Annotated in this window: 15 protein-coding genes and 1 other RNA gene; 7 read left to right on the top strand and 9 right to left on the bottom strand. The window is 73.0% G+C overall.

Annotated features, from left to right (window positions below):
- Positions 1 to 28 precede the first annotated feature (28 nt).
- Positions 29 to 1060 (bottom strand): ferrochelatase, encoded by a 1032-nt coding sequence (locus tag DVR05_RS18320; RefSeq protein WP_116247134.1) that lies wholly within the window; start codon positions 1058 to 1060, stop codon positions 29 to 31.
- Positions 1061 to 1189: 129 nt separating this feature from the next.
- Here DVR05_RS18320 and DVR05_RS18315 point away from each other — a divergent pair, with 129 nt between their 5' ends.
- Positions 1190 to 2488: a D-arabinono-1,4-lactone oxidase gene (locus DVR05_RS18315; RefSeq protein WP_116247133.1), complete on the top strand. Its 1299-nt coding sequence runs from the start codon at positions 1190 to 1192 to the stop codon at positions 2486 to 2488.
- 103 nt (positions 2489 to 2591) lie between these two features.
- On the opposite strand, the gene DVR05_RS26665 is transcribed toward DVR05_RS18315, so the two are convergent.
- Positions 2592 to 3596: a hypothetical protein gene (locus tag DVR05_RS26665; protein WP_157982476.1), complete on the bottom strand. Its 1005-nt coding sequence runs from the start codon at positions 3594 to 3596 to the stop codon at positions 2592 to 2594.
- A 563-nt stretch (positions 3597 to 4159) separates the two neighbouring features.
- Between DVR05_RS26665 and sepH the strand changes: the two genes are divergently transcribed.
- From sepH to DVR05_RS18295, 3 genes are all read left to right on the top strand, one after another.
- Positions 4160 to 5389 (top strand): septation protein SepH, encoded by a 1230-nt coding sequence (gene sepH / locus DVR05_RS18305; protein ID WP_116247132.1) that lies wholly within the window; start codon positions 4160 to 4162, stop codon positions 5387 to 5389.
- A 169-nt stretch (positions 5390 to 5558) separates the two neighbouring features.
- Positions 5559 to 6533, top strand: coding sequence for an ATP-binding cassette domain-containing protein (locus DVR05_RS18300; protein ID WP_116247131.1), 975 nt, complete (start codon positions 5559 to 5561; stop codon positions 6531 to 6533).
- Positions 6530 to 7369: an ABC transporter permease gene (locus DVR05_RS18295; RefSeq protein ID WP_116247130.1), complete on the top strand. Its 840-nt coding sequence runs from the start codon at positions 6530 to 6532 to the stop codon at positions 7367 to 7369. Before DVR05_RS18300 ends, DVR05_RS18295 begins: the two co-directional genes overlap by 4 nt.
- A gap of 80 nt (positions 7370 to 7449) precedes the next feature.
- On the opposite strand, the gene DVR05_RS18290 is transcribed toward DVR05_RS18295, so the two are convergent.
- Entirely contained in the window at positions 7450 to 10737 is a 3288-nt protein-coding gene (locus tag DVR05_RS18290) for a BTAD domain-containing putative transcriptional regulator (RefSeq protein WP_116247129.1), read from the bottom strand.
- A gap of 170 nt (positions 10738 to 10907) precedes the next feature.
- On the opposite strand from DVR05_RS18290, the gene DVR05_RS18285 reads away from it, so the two are divergent.
- The 3 genes from DVR05_RS18285 to DVR05_RS18270 all read left to right on the top strand — a co-directional run bounded on the left by DVR05_RS18285 (position 10908) and on the right by DVR05_RS18270 (position 16574).
- Entirely contained in the window at positions 10908 to 11513 is a 606-nt protein-coding gene (locus DVR05_RS18285) for a YbhB/YbcL family Raf kinase inhibitor-like protein (protein WP_116247128.1), read from the top strand.
- Between the two features lie 351 nt (positions 11514 to 11864).
- Positions 11865 to 13868: a hypothetical protein gene (locus DVR05_RS18275; RefSeq protein WP_157982475.1), complete on the top strand. Its 2004-nt coding sequence runs from the start codon at positions 11865 to 11867 to the stop codon at positions 13866 to 13868.
- Positions 13869 to 14219: 351 nt separating this feature from the next.
- Positions 14220 to 16574, top strand: coding sequence for a bifunctional SulP family inorganic anion transporter/carbonic anhydrase (locus DVR05_RS18270; protein ID WP_116247192.1), 2355 nt, complete (start codon positions 14220 to 14222; stop codon positions 16572 to 16574).
- Here DVR05_RS18270 and DVR05_RS27090 read toward each other — a convergent pair.
- The 6 genes from DVR05_RS27090 to DVR05_RS18245 all read right to left on the bottom strand — a co-directional run bounded on the left by DVR05_RS27090 (position 16523) and on the right by DVR05_RS18245 (position 20639).
- The gene (locus DVR05_RS27090; RefSeq protein WP_198659238.1) at positions 16523 to 16672 is read right to left on the bottom strand and encodes a hypothetical protein; all 150 of its coding nucleotides are present in this window, start codon (positions 16670 to 16672) and stop codon (positions 16523 to 16525) included. The genes DVR05_RS18270 and DVR05_RS27090 overlap by 52 nt on opposite strands.
- 182 nt (positions 16673 to 16854) lie before the next feature.
- Positions 16855 to 17241: RNase P RNA component class A (gene rnpB, locus DVR05_RS18265), an RNA gene on the bottom strand.
- A 15-nt stretch (positions 17242 to 17256) separates the two neighbouring features.
- A complete protein-coding gene (locus tag DVR05_RS18260) occupies positions 17257 to 17916 on the bottom strand; it encodes a histidine phosphatase family protein (protein ID WP_116247126.1) in 660 nt (219 codons plus the stop codon).
- Entirely contained in the window at positions 17913 to 18674 is a 762-nt protein-coding gene (locus tag DVR05_RS18255; RefSeq protein ID WP_116247125.1) for a zinc ribbon domain-containing protein, read from the bottom strand. The genes DVR05_RS18260 and DVR05_RS18255 overlap by 4 nt, the downstream gene beginning before the upstream one ends.
- Positions 18675 to 18772: 98 nt before the next feature.
- Positions 18773 to 19633 (bottom strand): Nif3-like dinuclear metal center hexameric protein, encoded by an 861-nt coding sequence (locus tag DVR05_RS18250; RefSeq protein WP_116247124.1) that lies wholly within the window; start codon positions 19631 to 19633, stop codon positions 18773 to 18775.
- Positions 19634 to 19643: 10 nt separating this feature from the next.
- Entirely contained in the window at positions 19644 to 20639 is a 996-nt protein-coding gene (locus DVR05_RS18245; RefSeq protein ID WP_232832208.1) for a YafY family protein, read from the bottom strand.
- Positions 20640 to 20694 lie beyond the last annotated feature (55 nt).

Here is a 20694-nt window from a genome sequence, read left to right as displayed (position 1 = left end):
ACAGCCGTGGACCTCCTCCCGCCCGGGGTCAGCGCTGCCGGCAGCAGGGCTGGTCGCCCTCGGCGCACTTCGGCAGGTCGCTCAGGCGCACCGGTCCGGTCCGGTCGGTGTACTCGCGGACGAGTTCGGTCACCATGGAGACGAAGCGCGGGTGGGTCCCGGGGCTGAGCGCGCGCTCGTAGCCGATGCCCAGCTTCCGCGCGGTCTCGCGGGCCTCCACATCGAGGTCGAACTTGACCTCCATGTGGTCGGAGACGAACCCGTGCGGGACGACCACGACCGCGGGCGTGCCCTCCTTGGCCAGCTCGTCGATGCGGTCGTTGACGTCCGGTTCCAGCCAGGGCTGGCTGGGCGGGCCGCTGCGGCTCTGGTAGACGACCTCGTAGGGGTGGTCGCCGTCGAGCCGCTCCGCCACCATCCGCGCCACCTCGGCGAGCTGGGCGCCGTAGGCCCCCTCGGGGCCGAACTCCTGGCCCGGGCCGCCGCTGGCCTCGGCCATCGCGGTGGGGATGGAGTGCGCCGAGAACAGCAGGTGCGCGCCCGCGCGCTGGTCGGCGGGGAGGGCGGCCAGGGCGGCGGCGGTGTGTTCGACCAGCGGTTCGACGAAGCCCGGGTGGTCGTAGAAGGGGCGGATCAGGTCGACCTCGGGCGCGTCGTCGCCCAGCGCGGCCCTGGCCCGGTCGATGTCCTCGCGGTAGGCGGTGCGACTGGACCAGTTGCAGTACGCGGAGGTGGGCAGGGCCAGCACCCGGCGCACGCCGTCGTCCCGCATCGTGGCGAGGGTGTCGGTGAGCATCGGTTCCCAGAACCGGTTGCCCCAGTAGACGGGCAGGTCCACCCCGTTGGCGGCGAAGTCGTCGGTGATCGCGGCGATCAGGTCCCGGCACTGCTGGTTGATCGGGCTCACGCCACCGAACAGGAAGTAGTGCTCACCGACCTCGGCCAACCGCTCGCGGGGGATGTTGCGTCCGCGGGTGACGTTCTCCAGGAAGGGGATGACCTCGTCCTCGCCCTCCGGTCCACCGAAGGAGATCAGCAAAAACGCGTCGTAAGGCCTCATGGGACCTATCAAACCAGCCCTTGGGGCGGCCCCTGGACCATCCCCGCCGCGACGTCCCGTGTTCTTCGGCCCGCTTCACGCCGGGCCCCCTCTGGCCACACAAGTGACTGGTGGGTAATGTCACGTCGCATGACTGACGTGTTGTGGACCACATGGGCGGGCACCCATCAGGCCCGCCCCCGGCGGACGGCGGCCCCGAACAGTACCGAGGAGGTCGCCGCGGCCGTGTCCTCCGCCGCCGCGGAGGGCCTGCCGGTCCGGATGGTCGGGTCCGGTCACTCCTTCACCGACGTGGCCGTCACCGACGGACTCCTCCTCTCCCCCACCTCACTGACCGCGGTGCGCTCGGTCGACCCGGCCGCGGGAACGGTCACGGTCGAGGCGGGGCTGCCCCTGTGCGACCTGAACGACGCCCTGGCGGAGCACGGGGTGGCCCTGGCCAACATGGGCGACATCGCCGTGCAGACCGTGGCGGGCGCCGTGCAGACCGGCACGCACGGGACCGGACGCGACGCGGGCGGCCTGGCCAGCCAGGTGGTCGGGTTGGAGATGGTCCTGGCCGACGGGTCGGTCGTGGAGTGTTCGGCCGACCGGGAGCCCGAGCTGTTCCACGCGGCTCGGGTGGGGCTGGGCGCGTTCGGTGTGGTCACCGCGCTGACCCTGGCGGTGCGCCCCGCGTTCCTGCTGCACGCCCGGGAGGAACCGATGCCGCTGGACGAGGTCCTGGAGCGGTTGCCGCAGCTGCGCGCGGACAACGACCACTTCGAGTTCTTCTGGTTCCCGCACACGAACAACACCAACACCAAGCGCAACAACATCACCGAGGGTCCCGCTCGGCCGCTGTCGGACTTCAAGGCCTGGCTGGACGACGACTTCCTGTCCAACACGGTCTTCGACCGGGTCAACCGGCTGTGCAGACGCTTCCCCGCCCTGGTGCCCGGGGTGAACCGGATCAGCTCGCGCGCCCTGTCCGCGCGTGCCTACACGGACGCCTCGTACAAGGTGTTCGCGTCGGTGCGCGACGTGCGCTTCGTGGAGATGGAGTACGCGATCCCGGCCGAACACGTGGTGGACGTGCTGCGTGAGGCGCGGTCGATCGTCGACCGGGGCGACCACCGGGTGAGCTTCCCCGTGGAGGTGCGGTTCGCCCCGGCCGACGACGTGTGGCTCTCCACCGCCCACGAACGGGAGACGGCCTACGTGGCGGTGCACATGTACCAGGGGATGCCGTACGAGTCCTACTTCGCCGATCTGGAGGCGGTGTTCACGTCCGTGGGCGGCCGTCCGCACTGGGGCAAGATGCACACCCGTGACCGCGCCTACCTGGAGAAGGTGTACCCGAGGCTGGGCGAGGCGCTGGCCGTGCGCGACCGGGTGGACCCGCACCGACGGTTCGGCAACGCCTACCTGGACCGGGTCTTCGGCTAGGTGGCGCCTCTCGGGTCCTGCGCCGCGCTCCGGACCGGGTTCGGGCGCCGGAACGACGCCCCCCTGAGGCGGCTGCTCCGAGAACAGGCGGGGAGGGGCCGGGTCAGGTTCCGTTCCGGGTGTCCGCGCTCAGGGAGTCGTCGGCGGTGGGCGCCTCCCCGTCCGGGGCGGTCCCCTCCGGGGCGCCACCGCCGTCGCCCTCCGCGGGCGGGGTGGGTTCGGTGGTCTCCCCTCCCTCGCCGGCGCCTCCGTCTCCGGTGTCACCGGGATCGGGCGTGGGGGTGACGGGGGTCTGACCGTCCCCGGTCTCCCCGGTCCCGTCGGTCCCCTCCGTGGTCCCGGTCTCCTCCGGGGCGCCGGTGCTCCCCTCCGTGCTCCCGCCGGTGCCCTCGGGCACGTCCACGGAGGTCTCGGGGGTCTCGGGGGTCTCGGGGGTCTCGGGCTCCTCCTCCTGCGCGGGCGGGGCCGAGGTCGTCCCGCCGCCGAGGATCGAGGGGGCGGTGGGTTCGTCGTAGCCGTGCATCCACGCGGTCATGGACCGCCCGGTGAGCAGTTCGAACGCCAGGATCACCAGCATGACCAGGGTGAACACCACGATGGCCGGGATGAGGACGGCACGCCAGCCGAGCCGTGCCGGGCGGTTCCCGGCCGCGTCCTCCCCCTCCTCGGCCGACGGGGGCGCCGCCATCGCGCGGGTCGCGCCGAGATCACCCGTGTGCGGTCCGCCGTCCTCCGCCATGAGGCGGGGCAGCGCCGTCGTGCGGGTGGCGTCGGGGCCGGACCGGCCGTCGGCTGGGGTGCCCTTCGCCGTGGCGGAGACCGCCTTCTCCGCCAGCTGCCTGGCCTGTTCGCCGCTCCGGGAGAACCAGTGCTGGAGCAGGGGGCTGGCGACCGTGCTCAGGACGGCGATGACCGCGGCGCCGATGACGGTGCCGTACACGTTCAGGTAGGAGGCCGCGGTGGCCGCGGTGAGGGTCGCGGCACCGGCCCCGGCGACCTGGGACACGCTCAGGTCGATCCGCTTCCTCGCCGTTCCCTTCTCCGACACCCGCGGAACGCCGCCCTCCTCCCCCTCGTCGTGCGACTCGTGGTGTTCGGTCCGACCCATCCGGTCATCCCCCCTTCTCTGGCCGCGCGGGGGCGCGGCGGGAACTCGATGGTGATCGCGGGGCGGACAGCGGACCAAACCTTGCAATCCGCCACAAACCGCCCATAAGTGAAGAACTCAGGCTAAGCGCGCCGAGTGCCTGATAACGCCAAGAATCAAGAAGGGTCACTTACCAGTAGACATCGGCGTGTCGAGTTGCGCACCGATGACACATGTGCGTGACCCGAGTCCGAGATCGGAGTTTTCCACAGCCCTGGGGTGATTCGGTCCCCGCGGGATACCATCGCGGCGGAGCCTTGGCGCGGGATGGAAGACATTCCGCGAGCGACCGCTCCCGGTCAGAGCAGGGTCCGCGTGTCAGGATTGGCACCGGAGACGACCGTGAGGGCCCCGGGCCTCCCCGGGGCGGCTCCCAACCGTGGTGAGACCGCGGACGGGAGGCGGGCACACAGTTCGGACATGCCAGGCGCGGTACTGGCCGAACCGTTGTCGGCCGACCAGACTTGGAGAACGCGGGGGTTGGCCGCCGAACCTGCCCTCGACGGGACGCGAAAGGGAGGGCGATGCACGAGCTTCGCCTCGTGGCCGTGAGCGAGGACGGCACCTACCTGGTGCTCGCCAGCACAGGCCGTGGAACCCGTTTCATGCTGCCCGTCGACGACCGCCTCCGCGCCGCCGTACGCGGCCAGTTCTCCCGGCTCGGCCAGTACGAGATCGAAGTGGAGAATCCGTTGCGCCCCAAGGAAATCCAGGCCCGCATCCGGTCCGGCGAGACCGCGGAGGCCATCTCCGAGATCTCCGGGATCCCCATCGAACGGGTGCGCTGGTTCGAGGGCCCCGTGCTCCAGGAGCGCGAGTACATCGCCCAACAGGCCCAGCGCGCGACCGTGCGCACCTCGGGCGACGCCGCCCCCGGCCCCTCCCTGGAGGAGGTGGTCACCAAGCGGATCGGCGCCCACCAGCTGGAGACCGGCGACGCCTCGTGGGACTCCTGGAGGCGCGAGGACCGGACCTGGCAGATCAAGCTCGTCTTCCTCCACGGGGGCGACGAACGCGTCGCCCACTGGCTGTACGAGCCCAGACACAACAGCGTCACCCCCGCGGACGAGGAGGCGGCCCGGTTCTCCGAGTCCCCCTCCTCCGTCCCGCTGGCCCCGCCGGACACCACGGTCACGCCGTTCTCCCCCCGACGCCCCGAAGGGGCGGTGGAGCGGCCGCGGACGGAACCCGAGCCGCCCGCCGAACTCCGGACCGGCCCCGCGCCGACCACCCGGCGACTGTCCCCCGCACGGGACACGCCCCAGGACGAACCGCTGCGCCCGGCGACCCGCCCCCACCCCGACCCCTTCGAGACGCCCGCCCACGACGAGCGCCACCAGCGACCGCGGAACCCGCTTCCGCCCCGGGAGGCCCCACGGGCCGACCCGGCCGCGAACCACCGCGCACCGGAGCGGGCGATCAACCGGCTCGCTCCCGACCACCTCACCGGCGGGGCGCCTCCGGCGAACACCTCCGGCCCCGTTCCCGCCGCCGAACCCGACAGCCCGCCCCCGGCGGCCGAACCGCCCGCCCAGCCCCGCCCCGCGCGGCGGCGCCGGGCCACCATCGACCTGTCCGCCGACTCCGGGCCCGCGCGGCGCGCCGCGCCCGAGCCGCCTGCGGCGGCCGGGGCGGCCGGGGCCGCGGGAGGCGGTGCGGCCGACCACGCCGCGCCCAAACGCAAGGGGCGCGGCCGCCGCGCCTCCGTTCCGTCATGGGACGAGATCATGTTCGGCTCCAAGAAGGGCGACTGACCGGATCGCGGTGACGCGCCCACGCACGCCACCGCGATCCGCTCACCACGGCCGCGGCGGGGAGGCTCCCCGCCGCGGCCGTTGCGTGTCCGGGCCTCCGGACTGCGCGTCAGCGTTCTGTCAGACCGGATCGGCACACTTGGGACCGAACGGTAGAAACGGAGGCATGATGACTGACGCCATCCGCGCGGAGGGTCTGGTCAAGCAGTTCAAGGGCAAGCGTGCCCTGGACGGGGTGGACCTGACGGCGAGGACGGGGGCCGTGCTGGGCGTCCTGGGACCCAACGGGTCCGGCAAGACCACCACCGTGCGCATCCTGTCGACCCTGCTGCGCCCCGACGGGGGCCGCGCCGAGGTCGGGGGGTTCGACGTGGTCAGGCGGCCGCACGACGTGCGCCGCCTGATCGGTCTGACCGGGCAGTACGCGGCGGTGGACGCCGAGCTGACCGGCACCGAGAACCTGATGCTCATCGCGCGCCTGCTGGGGTTCGGCCGCTCCGCCGCGCGGGCGCGTTCGACCGAGCTGCTGGAGCGCTTCGAGCTCACCGACGCCGCCGGACGTCCCGCCAAGACCTACTCCGGCGGCATGCGCCGACGGCTGGACCTGGCCGCGAGCCTCGTCGGCCGCCCCTCGCTGCTGTACCTGGACGAGCCGACCACCGGCCTGGACCCGCACAGCCGCAACGGCCTGTGGGACGTGGTGCGCGGACTGGTGGACGACGGGGTCACGGTGCTGCTCACCACCCAGTACCTGGAGGAGGCCGACCAGCTCGCCGACGACATCGTCGTGCTGGACCACGGCAGGGTGATCAGCCGGGGCACGCCGGAGGAGCTCAAGAACCACGCGGGCAAGCAGGTCCTGGAGCTGCGCACGATCGACCCCGGACAGCTCGACCTGGCCGTGCGGATCGTCGAGGCGGTCACCAGCAGCCCCGTGACCGCCGACGGACTGGGCGCGAGCGTCCCGGTCACGGACGCGGCCGTCCTGCCCGAGGTGGTCCGCCGCCTCGACGAGCAGGGGGTGGCCCTCGCCGAACTGTCACTGCGCAAGCCGAGTCTGGACGAGGTCTTCCTCGCGCTGACCGGCCACACCGCCGAAGACGAGTCCACGGGCGAGACCGTGGCGGAAGGGACCCCGGCATGAGCGACGCGACCACACTCAAGTCCTCCGAGGGGGTGCGCGGGGACGCGGCCGCGCCCGAGGCGCCACGCGGGATCGACCCGCTGACCACGGTGAGCAACGGCCTCCAGTTGGCCTGGCGCAGCGTACTGAAGATCAAGGCGAACCCCGAGGAGGTCCTCGGGCTCACGTTCATGCCGATCATGTTCGTGACGCTGTTCGTCTTCGTCTTCGGTCAGGCGATCATGGGCGACTGGCAGGAGTACCGGGACTTCCTCATGCCCGGCATCATCGCCCAGTCGGTGGTCTTCGCCACGCTCGGCACCGGGTTCACCCTGTGCCAGGACGTGGAGAAGGGCATCTTCGACCGGTTCCGGTCCCTGCCCATCGCGCGGTCCGCGCCGCTGATCGGCGCCATCCTGGGCGACCTGGTCCGGTACTCGGTCACCGTGGTGATGGTGCTGCTGGTCGGTCTGGCCATCGGGTTCCGACCCGAGGGCGGCGTCGTCGGCGTGGTCGCCGCCGCCGCGCTCATCCTGCTGTTCGCCTTCGCGCTGTGCTGGATGTCGGCGTTCGTCGGCATGATGGTGCGCACCCCGATGGCCGTGCAGAGCTTCGGGATGATCCTCATGTTCCCGCTGACCTTCGGCAGCTCGGCCTTCGTCGCCCCGGAGGCCATGCCCAGCTGGATGCGGGCCGTCGCGGAGAACAACCCGATCACGCACGTGGTGAACGCCATGCGCGGCCTGATGATCGGTGGCGACGTCGCCGCCCCGGTGGCCTGGACCCTGGTGTGGACCGCGATCTTCATCGCGATCTTCGGTCCGCTGGCCGTGTGGGCCTACCGGCGCCGCACCTGAGCGACGCGAGCGACGGCGGTGCCGCCCCTCAGGCGGCACCGCCCCCGACCACGTCGGACGGCTGACGCCGACCCGGGCGGTCACACCGTCCGTCCGGTGTCCTCGACGTCGTCGGGCACGAGCGGAGCCAGCCACTCGCCCACCCGGGCGCGGACGTCCACCGCGCGTTCCCGCCCCGCCAGAGCGACCAGACGGGTGAACTCCGCCTCGCCCAGCCCCTCCATGAGCTCCCCCCTCGCCCGGCGCACCAGCGGGCCCGCCATGTCCGGGACCCCCCGCAACGCCTGCGCGTAGCCGAGCATCGTGGCCGCTCGCTCCGGGTCGGTCCCGGACAGGAAGGCTCCGAGGACATCCAGCACGTCCGCGCAGACCGGATCGAGCCCGCGCGAGGCCCGCCACCAGGCCCGCCCCGCCTCCCGCCACGCGCGGGCGGTCTCGCCCGCGCGCCACGCGGTGGTGGCGGACACGAGCAGCCAGTACGGCTCGACGTAGACCGAGGCGAAACCGCCGAGCCGGGTCACGATCGGCTCCAGGTCGTCCACCACGGCCCTGGCACGCTCCAGCTCACCCGCCTCCCGCAGGAGCTCCGCCTCGGCCAACCGCACGATCACCACGTGGTCGTCCTCGCGCGGGGGGCCGTGCTCGGCCACGGACTCCAGATCGCGCCGGGCCGCCTCCAGTTCGCCGAGGTCGATGAGGATCCGTGCGCGCTTGACCCGGAACACCATCGCGATCGAGGTCAGTCCGGCCCGCCCCGCCAGACCGATCCCGTCTCCGAGCAGGACGCGGCACCGCTCCGGATCGTCGAACCGCCGCACGTCCGACAGCTGGATCAGGGCCTGGAGTTCACCCCAGCTGTCGCCGACCGCGCGGAAGCCCTCACGCGCCTCCAGCGCGCGTTCCACGGACCGTTTGGCGTCCCCGAAGACTCCGTCGAGCAGCGCCGTCATCAGCAGGACCATCGCACGCATCCACGGGTCCTCCTGGTCGGCGGCGCGCTCGACGCGCTCGCGCGCCGGCCCGTCGGGGCCCTCGTTCAACGCCTCGTACACGAGCCCGTACATCAGCGTGGGGTGGCGCTCGGGCTGTTCACGCGCCTCCGCCAGCAGCTTCCGCACGGCGCGGACGTTGGACAGGATCAGCTCGTGGGAGCTCCCCCTCTCGGACGCGCTGTGGAAGAGGCAGCTGGCGTAGGCCACGGCCCGCCCCTCGGGCGCGTGGTCGCCGACCATAGCGAGCACCTCCTGGCACCAGCGGCAGAACTGGTGCCAACCGCCCTCCAGGATCCAGTACCACTGGGTGTACTCCACCAGGTCCAGGGCCAGGTCGACGTCGCCTCGGCGCACCGCCCAGCGCACCGCGGGGCCGCAGTTGTCCGCCTCGGCCTGGAGCCGGACGATCCACTCGGTCTGGCGGGGCCCGCGCAGCAGCGGATCGGCCTCGCGCCACAGGTCACGCACGTAGCGGGCGTGGAGGTCGCGGACCTCGGCCTCCTCGCCGCTCTGGGCGAGCCGTTCGGCGGTGTAGGCGCGGACGGTCTCCAGCTGACGGTAGCGGGGCGGGGCGTCCTCCCGGTCGGGGTTCTCCGCGATCACCAGGGACTTGTCGACCAGCGCGAAGAGCACGCCCCACACGTCGCGGCCCCCGACCGCGCCCTCCTCGCCCGGGTCCGCGCAGACCCGTTCGACGGCCTCCAGGGTGGCTCCGCCCGCGAAGATCGACAGGCGGCGCAGGACGCGGCGCTCGGGCTCGTCGAGCAGGTCCCAGCTCCAGTCGACGACGGCGCGCAGGGTGCGGTGGCGCGGTCGGGCCAGGCGGCTGCCCCCGGTCAGGATGCGGAAGCGGTCGGAGAGACGGCGGACCAGCTGGGCGGGGGACATCGACCGCAGGCGCGCCGCGGCCAACTCCAGGGCCAGGGGGATGCCGTCCAGAGCCCGGGTGATGCGCACGACGTGTTCGACGTTGTCCGCGGTGACAGCGAAGTCGGGGCGCACGGCGCGGGCGCGTTCGGTGAACAGGGTGACGGAGGGGAACCCGACGGCCCGTTCGGCGGTGGCGTCCTCGGGCGGCAGGGCCAGCGGAGGGACAGGGACGAGCCGTTCGCCCTGCACGCCGAGGGGTTCGCGGGAGGTGGTGAGCAGCCGCAGCCCCGGACAGCGGGCGAGGAGCGCCCCCACCGCCCGCGCGACGTCCTCGACGAGGTGTTCGCAGTTGTCGAGCACGACGAACGCGGGCTGGTCGCCGAGGTAGGCCACGACACGGTCCTCGGACGGGGTCGCGGGCGCGCTGGAGCGGGCCTGGACGATCGCGTGGTCACGCAGGTCCATGGCGGCGGCGATCGTGTCGACGATGTCGTCGCCGGAGTCGACCGGGGCGAGTTCGACGAACCAGCCTCCGCGGGAGAGCAGCTCGGGGGCCCGGTCGGTCAGCACGGCGGCGGTCTCGATGGCCAGTCGGGTCTTACCCGCCCCGCCCGGGCCGAGCAGGGTCACCAGCCGGGCCTGGGTCAGCTGCGCGACGGCGGCGTCCACCTCCGCCTCGCGCGGCACGAAGCTGGTCAGGGTGGCGGGCAGCCGCACCTGGGGGGTCTGCGTCGCGGCGGGCCGTGCGACGCCGCGCGCGGCGTCGACGGTGAACTCCCCGCGCAGCACGCGCAGGTGGACGTCGGCCAGCCGGGGTGAGGGGTCCAGACCCAGTTCCTCGGCGAGCCGGTCGCGGAACGCGTCGTAGACGTCCAGCGCATCGGCGGTGCGGCCGGTCCCGGCCAGGGCGCGCATGAGGAGTTCGGCGGGGCGTTCGCGGTGCGGTTCGCGAAGGACCAGGGCCTCGGCCTCGGGCAGGGCGTCGTCGGCCCGTCCCAGTTCGAGCAGGGCGGCCAGGTGGTCCTCGACGAGCGCGTCGTGTGTCTGCGCCAGTCGGAGCGCCGTGTCCTCCGCCACTCCCCGTGAGGTGAGCTCGGGGAGAGCCGGGCCGCGCCACAGGGCCAGGGCGTCGCCGAGCGTGGTGACCGCGGCGGCGTACTCACCCGACACGAACTGGGCCCGGCCGCGCTTGGCCAGTGTGTCGAACTCGGCCAGGTCCACCTGCCGGGGATCGATGTCCAACCGGTAGCCGGAGGCGTCGCCGTGGATCTCCGTCTCCGGTCCCAGCGCCCGCCGCAGCCGCGAGACCAGGGCCTGGAGCGCGTTGCCCGCCGAGACCGGCGGCCCCTCGGTCCAGATGGCGTCGGTGAGCTGTTCGGTGGGGACCCGTTGGCCGGGTCGGAGCAGGAGCAGTATCAGCAGGGTGCGCAGGCGCGCGCCGCCGATGGTGATGGGCCGTCCGGACGCGTCGTGCACCAGGAGGGGACCGAGGATGGAGAACCGCACGGGTCCATGATCACCCATCCGGTCACCCGGTGCCCGGGATCACCCGTCCGGACGGAAGGTCGGGAGGACACGGTCGAGGATCGGCGACGGATCGGGCCGCGGACCGCAGTAGGGTTCGCTCAGTACGTCGAGTTGTGCCCCACCGGCACGCAAGCCCAGCAGGAGTCCCATTGTTCCCGGCCCTCCCTTCCTCTTGGATCACCCGTGCGCGCAGCGCGCCCCGTAGGTCTGTACTCCGGGGCGCGGGTGTGGTCGGAGCGGGTGTCGCCCTGGCCCTGGCCACCGGGTGCGGCGTGCTCTCACCCGGGCAGAACGGCGACATGCCCACCGACATCAGCGTGACGAGCGCGTTGATGCAGCAGGGGGAGCCGCTGCCGGACGCCTACGCGTGCGGCGGGGAGTCGGAGGACGGGGAGGCCGTGTCCCCGCCGGTGCGCTGGTCCGGCCTGCCGGACGGGGTGGGTTCGATCGCGCTGGTCGTGGACGACCCCCAGGCGGCCGAGGTGTTCTGGGTGGTCTTCGACCTGGACCCGCAGCTGGTGGAACTGCGCCAGAACACCGTCCCGGCCGACGCCAAGCAGGCTCTGAACAGTGCCGGGGAAGCCCGCTACGGGGCCCCGTGCCCCACCGACGGTGACGTCCACGAGTACCGGTTCACCGTCTACGCGCTGGACGCCCCCCTGGACCTGCCCGACGGCGCCGAACTGGGCCGGGCGTTGGAGGCGATCGCCGACCAGGCGGTCGCTCGGGGGTCGCTGGTGGTCACCAGCGAGTGACCGGATCGTCGGTCGGACGATGCGTCCCACGCGGTTCCACCCCCGTCGACCCCCGCGCACCGGGTTCGACACGAGGAAGCTCGCGCGGCCCACTGCACACGGAGCACGACAAGGCATACAGTGGGGCCGTGCCCCTCACCCCGTTTCAGATGACCGTTATCCGTCCGCCCGTCGCCCGGTATCCCGACCCTGGACCGCACCGGACCGCCCGTGTCGCGTCAGGCGCGCGGGTCCGGCAGCCCGGACGAACGCGGCCCCGGGCAGCCGCCGTCTCCCCCCGACCGGCTCTGACCAGGCCGGGTCGCGGTGTTCCCCGGGTGCGACCGACCTCTCCAAGGTAGTGCGTACACCATGACCGTCACCGTCATCATCATCATCGCCATCATCGTCGTGCTGGCCGTGCTGGTGCTCCTGTTGTTGGGCATGCGCGCGTTGAGCACGGGCTCGCCCGAGGACGATCACGGCGACGACCACGAGTACGAGGACCGCGAGGACGCCGGGGAGCGCGGGCGCGGACGCGGCGGTGAGGCGTCCCGTCGATCCCGGCGCGCACGGGCCGACGAGGACGGTGGGGCCGGAGGTCGTCCGCGGAGGGGACGGCGGCGCGGCGCGGCCTGGGATGACGACTCCGACCTGGCCGACAACGGATTCTGGTCGAGTCTGGACGGTGACGACGGGGACGAGCGCCCTGCCGACGAGGGGGCGGATCCCCGCGCGGCGGACGCCTACGACGACGTCGATGACTACGAGGACGACGACTACGACGACGATTACGAGGACGGGTACGACGACTACGACGAGGGGTACGAGGACGAGCGCGACCCCGCTCCGGAACCGGCGCGCGGCGCCGAGGGGAGCGGCGGGGTCACCGCTCAGCAGCCGTCGGAGGTGAACCCGGGTCCGTCCGACGACCTGGCGATCCTGGCCAGCCTCGGGCAGAGTTCCGGACCCGCCCCGGCCGAGCCCCGGGAGGGCGGGCCTCGCCCCCGGGCCGAGGCGGCGGGGGCCGAGGCTCCGCGTGACGACGACCCGCTCGGTACCGGGCCTTGGACGCCCGGCCGTGGTGTCCCCTCCTCCGCGTCCCCGGAACCGTGGAGCGGAACCGCCGACCGCGGTCCGCTCGACGGCACGGGTTCGGACTCCCCGAGCCCGTTCGCCGGTCGCGGGGCTGAGGACCCGCTCGGTTCCCCCTACTCCGGCGGCGCCGCTCCGGGAACCCCGTCCCACGGCGCTCCGGGCTCCTCGTACACCGGTTCCTCCTCGGGCTCCTCCTTCGCGGCCCCCTCCGCCTCCGGTGGAGCGTCCGGCGGTTCCCCGGTCCAGGGCGACCCGCTGTCGGGACCGTCGGGGTACGGCTCGGGCGGTCCCGGGTCCGGCGATCCCCTCAGTGCCCCCCGGTCGGAGCGGGCCGGGTCCGCCGACCCCCTCGACCCCGGTTTCCGCCCCTCGTCCTCCGGGGAGGACGCGGGCTCCCCCATATGGTCGAGCATGGACACGGGAGCCCACCGGCGTCCGACGGCGCGGCCCCCGCTCGGTTACGGCCAGGACGGTTCCGGGGGCTTCGGCGGCTACGACGCCGGAACCCACACGCACGGGAACCACGGCACTCCCCCGCGCCCGGAGTACGACACCGGAACCCACGCCACCCCCGCGCCCTACCAACCCGAATACGACACCGGAACCCACACGCACGGGAACCACGGCACTCCCCCGCGCCCGGAGTACGACACCGGAACCCACACACGCGGCCCGTACCCGGGCGACGCCTTGTGGAGCGGAACCGACGAGGGCCTCAGCGGGCCGGGCGCGCCCGCCGACCCCGGGTCCGGCTACGCGTCCGGCGGTTTCGGCGGCGGCCACGCCGCTCCCCCCTCGCCCGGCCCGTCGCCGTTCGACACGGGCGGGAACCCGCGGTTCCCCGTCGATCCGCCCACCCCGGGCGGCGCCTTCCCGGGAACGCCGCAGGGCTTCCCCAGCGGCGGCTATCCGGTGGGGCCGCCCCCCGGGGACCATCCGGTACCGGGCCGTCCCGACCACGCCGTCCAGCCACCCCGGTTCCCCGAGTCCTACGGCGGCCACCCCGCCTCCGACGCCCTCCACCCCGACGCGCTGGACGGAGGCCACCCCCAGCAGCCCGGGCACGGCGGCGGCCACCCGGCCACCGGCGGCTGGCAGGGGTGGGAGGACGGGCGGAACGGGGCCCCGCCGACGCCCGGCCACCCCTACGGCGCTCCCCCCGGGACGCCCTACGGGCCCCCTCCCGGTTCTCCCGACGCGCTCGACCCGCAGGGGGCGCGCGACCCGTACGGCCGGGAGTACTACGAAGGCGGGTACGAGGACGGTCGCTTCCTCTGAGCCGGAGGGCACGACGGGCCGACGCCCACCGTGACGCGGCGTGACGACATATCGGGACCTTCCGGTCCGCGCACCCGGTCACTTCACACCGCCGAGGCGACGACGGACCCCCTTCGCCTCGGCGGTTCTTCGTTCCCGGAGTCGGAACGCGGTGTGAAACCAAGAAAACGGTTGCCAGAACCACGACAGTCCGTCACATCGCATGCCCTCCATTGACTACAGTTGGTAACTAGCTACGGACTCTTCGCGTCCGAAGTGCCGTTCCGCGTTCCCACGCGCATCCCCCGTCCGGACACCGACGTCCGTGTGCACCGCCACCCGACCGCCTGGTCCGACCCGAACGGAGCAACCATGCGCACCGATGCCCAGGGGCCACCGACCACACCGCCGCACCCGGCCTCCTCCCGGCGTCTCCCCGACCGGAGAACCGTCATGACCGACGTCGGGGCCTCCCTCGTCGTCTTCCTGGTCGCCGTCCCGCTGTCCCTGGGCATCGCCGTCGCCGCGGGCGCTCCCCTCATGGCCGGCCTGACAGCGGCCATCGTCGGCGGTATCGTGGCCGGGCTGCTCGGCGGATCCATGGTGCAGGTCAGCGGGCCCACCGCGGCACAGACGATCATCGTCGCCGAGCTGATCACCACCTACGGCTGGCGGGTCACCTGCCTCATCACCATCCTCGCCGGACTGCTCCAGATCGCCCTCGGCGCCGTCCGCATCGCCCGCGCGGCGTTGGCCGTCTCCCCCGCCGTCATCCACGGCATGCTGGCCGGGGTCGGCGCCACCATCGCCCTCGCCCAACTGCACGTGGTGCTGGGCGGGGCGCCGCAGAGTTCGGCGCTCAGGAACATCGCCGACCTGCCGCACCAGGTCGCGCACAACCACACGGCCGCCGTCGCGGTCGGGGTCATCACCATCGCCATCATGTTCGGCTGGGGCAAGCTGCCGCCGATCGGCCGGATCCGCCCCTCGGTCGTTCCCGCCTCCCTGGTCGCGGTGGGCACGGCGACCGCCATCGCCACCCTGGGACGGTGGGAGGTGCAGACCGTCTCCCTGCCCGACTCCCTCGTCGACGCCTGGTCCGGCCCCGCCCTGCCCGAGGCCGGTCAGTGGCACGGCGTGGCCATGGCCGTGGCCGCGGTGGCGATGGTCGCGAGCGTGGAGTCGCTGCTGTCGGCGATCGCCGTGGACCGCGAGCACGGCGGACGCCGCGTGCGGCTCAACCGCGAACTGTTCGGCCAGGGCGCGGCCAACACCGTCAGCGGGGCCCTGGGCGGGCTGCCCGTGGCCGGGGTGATCGTGCGCAGTACGACCAACGTGCGCGCCGGGGGCCGCACACCCCTGTCGGCGATCCTGCACGGCGTGTGGATCCTGCTGTTCGTCGCCCTGTTCGCGCGCGTGGTCGAGCTCATCCCGATGGCCGCGCTGGCAGCGCTGCTGGTCTTCGTCGGGGCACGGATGGTCTCCATCGCCCACCTGCGCGACCTGCGCCGTCACCACGAGGCCAGCGTCTACCTGGTGACTCTGTTCGGTGTGGTCTTCCTAGGACTCCTGGAGGGGGTGTTCCTCGGGTTCGCGCTGGCGATGATCGTGTCACTGCGGCGGCTCACCCGGTTCACCGTCCGCACCGAAGAGCGCGGCGACCGCGTACACGTCTCCGTCCACGGATCGCTCACCTTCCTGGGCGTGCCCCGACTCGCGCACGTCCTGCGCACGATCCCGTCCGGGGCCCGGGTCGACCTCGACCTGCACGTCGACTTCATGGACCACGCGGCCTTCGAGTCCATCCACGCCTGGCGCGTGGACCACGAGCGCGGCGGCGGCAGCGTCGACATCGACGAGACCCACGAGCAGTGGTACACGCGCAGCTCCGCGCGGACCGCTCCGGCGGCCAAGACCTCCCTTCCCGGACCGGGGCGGTGGTGGGCGCCCTGGGAGATGCGCGGAGAGGCCGACAACGAGGTGAACGCGCTGGGGCTGCTGACCGCTGGCGCCCGTGAGTACCACGCCAGCACGGCCGACCGGATGCGGTCGGTGATGAGCCGGCTCGCGCACGGCCAGTACCCGACCGCGCTGTTCGTCACGTGCGCCGACTCGCGCGTGGTGCCCAACGTGATCACCTCCAGCGGCCCCGGTGACCTGTTCACCCTGCGCAACGTGGGCAACCTGGTGCCGCCGTCGGGCACGCCCGGGGACGGATCGGTGGGGGCCGCGATCGAGTACGCGGTCACGGTGCTGGGGGTGCCCTCGATCGTCGTGTGCGGACACTCCCACTGCGGGGCGATGAAGGCCCTGTTGGAGGGCGCCCACACGGACGCGGACGAGACCGGCACCACGCACATGTGCCGCTGGCTGGCCAACGCGGCGCCGAGCCTGGCGCGTGTCGACGTCCCGCAGAGCGATCCGGAGAGCACACCGACCACGCGGACCCTGTGCCGTCTGGCCCAGGCCAACGTGGAGGAACAGCTCCGCAACCTGATGAGCTACCAGGTGGTACGGGAACGGGTGGAGTCGGGGGCTCTGACGCTGACGGGGATGTACTACGACCTAGAGACGGCCAAGGTGCACCTGTTGGATCCCGAGACGGGGCGGTTCACCCCGGTGCGCGGTCTCCAGGACATCGCCGGTCCCGTCCCACCGCCGCGCACGGGCGGGGGTCAGCTGATCGACGAGTCGTCGTCGGGTGCGTCGTCACGACCGTCCTGCTGAACGCCCGAGGCCTGGTAGGAGGCGAGCGCGATGATCACGACGATCGCCAGGCCCGGCAGGCCGAAGAGGATCACCCAGAAGATGGTGGAGTCGAACAAGAGTCACCCATTCCCGTGGACGCCGATGCCCGTCGGGCCGCCGACCTCGCGGCCCACGGGCGGACGCGCTCCGGACGCCACCCGGGTACGGAGCACGGTGCCAATCCTCCCACGGACACGGGGATTCAGCCATCACCGGAGGGCTGTAGCGCCGTGGCGGCGGGGCCGGGGAAGGGTGTGAGGAAGGGAGTCGGCCGATAAGCCGGATTCTGTCGGTCCGAAGGGACCGGACGGTCATCCATCTGGGACCGCCGTTGCCGACGGCCTCGGTGCGGTCTACCCGCGGACTCGGGCGGGCCGCCCTCGAACATCCGCGCGGGAACCCGAAGGCCCCCTTTTTGACCTTGCTCCGGGTGGGGTTTACCTAGCCGACCGGATCACTCCGGCCGCTGGTGGTCTCTTACACCACCGTTTCACCCTTACCACCGCGAGCGGTGGCGGTCTGTTTTCTGTGGCACTGTCCCGCGGGTCACCCCGGGTCGGTGTTACCGACCACCCTGCCCTGTGGAGTCCGGACTTTCCTCGAACCCGTGCCGTCGGCACGGGGCCGCGACCGTCTGGCCGACTCCCCCTCACCCCGCATTCTACGCACGTTCGCCGCGGCTCTCGTCCAGATGGGCGGTGTCGTTCAGGGACCGCACCACCATGGGCCCGTCCGCGTAGCAGTCCACCTCGGTCAGACAGGCCGTGTCCAGGTACATCCGGTACAGGGCCGTCACCGGGGCGAGCATCGCCTGCTGCACGACCACCTTGATCGGGGTCACGTGCGTGACCACCAGGACGGTGCGTCCCCGGTGCCGGTCGAGGAGGGCCTCGCGCGCGGCACCGACCCGCTCCGCCGCCTTGGCGAAGCTCTCGCCCCCGGGCGGCGCCGTCTCCGGGTCGGCCAGCCACGCGTCGACGTCACCGGGCGCCCGCTCCCGCGCCTCGGCGAAGGTCATCCCCTCCCAGGCACCGAAGTCGGTCTCCACGAACCCCTCGTCGACCTCGACCGGCAGCCCGAGCTCCTCGGCGGCGTAGGCGGCGGTGTCGCGGGCCCGCCGGAGCGGGGAGGAGACCACCGCGTCGATCGGCCAGGCGGCCAGGCGGCGCGCCGCCGCCCGGGCCTGGACGTGCCCCTGGTCGGTCAGCGGGAAGTCACCACGCCCGGCGAACCGGCGTTCCACGGACAGCGGGGTCTGCCCGTGCCGCAGCAGCACCAGCCGGGTCGGGTGCTCCTCCGCGGTCCCCCAGCCGGTGCTCACTGCGCGGTCTGGGCGCCCGGACCCGGCTCCTCGGTGCGCACCAGAATGCGACGGCAGTCCTCACAGCGGACGACCTCGTCCGCGGGGGTCGCGCGGATCTCGTTGAGTTCCACCGTGCTCAGGGCGAGCTTGCAGCCGCCGCAGCGCCCGTACCGCAGCGGCGCGGCGGCCAGCCCGTCGTACTGGTCGCGCAGCTTGTCGTACAGTGCCAGCAGGTCGGCGGGCACGTCGGCGGCCACCCGTTCACGGTTCCGGGCGATCCGGTCCCGGTCCAACCGGATCTCGGCGGCGGCGGTGTCGCGGCGGGCGACGACCTCGGTGTACTTGGCGGCGGTCGCCTCGTGCTCGGCGGCCAGACGGGCCGCCTCGGCCTCCAGGCCCTCGGCGCGCTCCATCACCTCCAGCACGACCTCCTCCAGTTCGGCCTGGCGGCGGCCCAGGGAGGCGATCTCCGACTGGAGGTTCTGCAACTCCTTGGCGTTGGTGATGGCACCCGACTCCAGGCGCTTGGAGTCGCGTTCGGCGCGCGCCCGCACCTGGTCGACGTCGCTCTCCGCCTTGCGCTGCTCGCGGCCCACGTCGGAGATCCGCGTCCGCACGGCGATCAGTTCGGCGTCGATCGCCTCCACGCGCTCCTTGAGCTCCGCCGCCTCGGAGACCTCCTTGAGGTTCCGGGCACGGTGGTCCAGACGCTGGAGCTCGGTGTCCAGGGCCTGGAGGTCGAGCAGTCTGGCCTGTGCGGCGGGTTCGGCTTTCACTTGTCACGTCTCCTGGAGTGGCTGGGGAAGGCGGGGTCGCCGTCCGCGCCCGTCTCTGTGCAGTTGGTTCGACCGCCCGGCGGGGCGGAAGGGGGCCGTCAGATGTGGGAGAAGGCCCGCGACCAGGCGTCCGTCACGATCGTCGACACCCGGATCTCCACGTTAGCCCCATCGGAGCCGTTCGCGCGCGCGAGTGCGTCGGCCAGGTGGATCGCCCCGTCCGCGAGCCAGGGCCACTCGCTGGCGAAGTGGGGGGTGTCGATGAGGGCGGGTCCGGGGTCCTCGACGAACTCCGAGGCCGGGTGGTGGCGCAGGTCCGAGGTGACGAACACGTCCACCCCCGCCGCCCGTGCGGCGCCGAGCAGCGAGTCGCCCGCCCCGCCGGACACGGCGACGATGGTGACCAGGCGGTCCAGGTCGCCCGCGACACGGATCCCGGGGGCCGTCGCGGGCAGCCCCTGGGCCACCTGGGCGGCGAAGTCGTGCAGGATCATCGGCTGGTCCAGGATGCCGATCCGTCCGATGCCGCGCCGCCCCTCGGGGTCGGTGGTGTCGGGGTCGAGGGGGCGCAGCTCCCCGTTGAGGCCGACCGCGCGCGCCAGGGCGTCGGACACACCGGGCGCGGCCGTGTCGGCGTTGGTGTGCGCGGTGTACAGGGCGGCCCCGGCGCGGATGAGCCGGTGCACGACGTTGCCCTTGGGGGTGTCGGCGGCCACACTCGTGACGCCGCGCAGCATGAGCGGGTGGTGGGTGATGATCAGGTCCGCGCCCCACTCCAGGGCCTCGTCCACGACCGCGGCGACGGGGTCGACGGCGAAGAGGACGCGCCGCACGGTCTGCTCGGGGTCCCCGCACACGAGGCCGACGGCGTCCCAGGACATGGCCCAGCTCGGAGGGTACATCTCCTCGAAGGCGGAGATCACGTCGGCCAGACTGTGGGGTGGGGTCGCGGTGTTCACGGCCCCGACCCTAGCGCTTCGGCGGGCCGCCGTGCGCGGGAGGGCGGTCCGCGAGTCGACCGCACACGGAGCCCAGACGATCGACGACCTCGGGCGGCGCGTCGAGGTCGAAGTCGGCGCCGAGGGAGAGCACCGCCATCGTGTACTGGCAGACCAGGTCGAGCGAGTCGGCGCTGATCCGCACCGTGCACGAGTCCTCCCCCGCGGCCTCGATCTCTCCCGGGATCGGACCGTGCAGCCGGGAGCGCGCGGTCGCGGCCGACAGGCCGAGGACGATCCGCGCGGTGTGGCGGTGGGTCGCCCCGGCGAAGGAGCGGACGACGTACTCGGCGGGGTCGGCGGCGGGAAGCTCCCTGGGGGTGAAGCGGCGGTGGGTGCGGCGGACGCGGTCCATCCGGTCCACCCGGAAGGTACGCCAGTCCCCGCGGCCGGTGTCGTACGCCACCAGGTACCAGCGGTCCCCGTGGTCGACCAGGTGGTGGGGTTCGACCCGACGCTCCTGCGTACGTCCCGCGCGGTCGCGGTAGTCAAAGTCCACGACCGCGTACTCGCGGCAGCACGAGCCGAGCACGGCCAGGTCGCCGGGGCTGACCCTCGGGGTCCCGGCACGGCGCACCGCCGTGATGGTGCCGCTGACCGCGGCCAGGCGTGGCCGCAGCCGGGTCGGCAGCACCCGCTGGAGTTTGGCCAGGGCCCGGAGCGCGCTCTCCTCGACGCCAGAGACGGTCGACAGGCCGAGCCCGATGGCCACCGCCTCCTCGTCGTCGAGCAGCAGCGGCGGGAGGTCGTGTCCGGGGGCGAGCCGGTAGCCGCCCGCGACCCCGGGAACGCCCTCCACCTGGTAGTCGAGCGACCGGAGCCGGTCGACGTCGCGGCGCAGGGTGCGGGCGCTGACGCCGAGGCGTTCGGTCAGCTCCGCGCCCGACCACTCGCGTCGGCTCTGCAACAGGGACAGCAGACGCAGCAGCCGCTGCGGCATGCCCCTGCGGACCGAGTCCTCGCACATGCGCCCAGAATGCCAGGAATCGCGGCCAGGATGTGGCCGCATCGCCTCCTAGGTT

The organism is Nocardiopsis sp. FIRDI 009, from assembly GCF_003386285.1.
Taxonomy (GTDB): Bacteria; Actinomycetota; Actinomycetes; order Streptosporangiales; family Streptosporangiaceae; genus Nocardiopsis.
Note: the sequence above shows the minus strand (reverse complement) of the source record. Positions and strands in the feature narration are given on the sequence as shown.

Excerpts from the sequence above, each read along its gene's own strand:
- DVR05_RS18295 (WP_116247130.1), top strand. The coding sequence starts at position 6,530 with ATGAGCGACGCGACCACACTCAAGTCCTCCGAGGGGGTGCGCGGGGAC.
- sepH (WP_116247132.1), top strand. The coding sequence starts at position 4,160 with ATGCACGAGCTTCGCCTCGTGGCCGTGAGCGAGGACGGCACCTACCTG.
- DVR05_RS26665 (WP_157982476.1), bottom strand. The coding sequence starts at position 3,596 with ATGGGTCGGACCGAACACCACGAGTCGCACGACGAGGGGGAGGAGGGC.
- DVR05_RS18300 (WP_116247131.1), top strand. The coding sequence starts at position 5,559 with ATGACTGACGCCATCCGCGCGGAGGGTCTGGTCAAGCAGTTCAAGGGC.
- DVR05_RS18315 (WP_116247133.1), top strand. The coding sequence starts at position 1,190 with ATGACTGACGTGTTGTGGACCACATGGGCGGGCACCCATCAGGCCCGC.
- DVR05_RS18320 (WP_116247134.1), bottom strand. The coding sequence starts at position 1,060 with ATGAGGCCTTACGACGCGTTTTTGCTGATCTCCTTCGGTGGACCGGAG.
- DVR05_RS18245 (WP_232832208.1), bottom strand. The coding sequence starts at position 20,639 with ATGTGCGAGGACTCGGTCCGCAGGGGCATGCCGCAGCGGCTGCTGCGT.
- DVR05_RS18270 (WP_116247192.1), top strand. The coding sequence starts at position 14,220 with ATGCGCACCGATGCCCAGGGGCCACCGACCACACCGCCGCACCCGGCC.
- DVR05_RS18275 (WP_157982475.1), top strand. The coding sequence starts at position 11,865 with ATGACCGTCACCGTCATCATCATCATCGCCATCATCGTCGTGCTGGCC.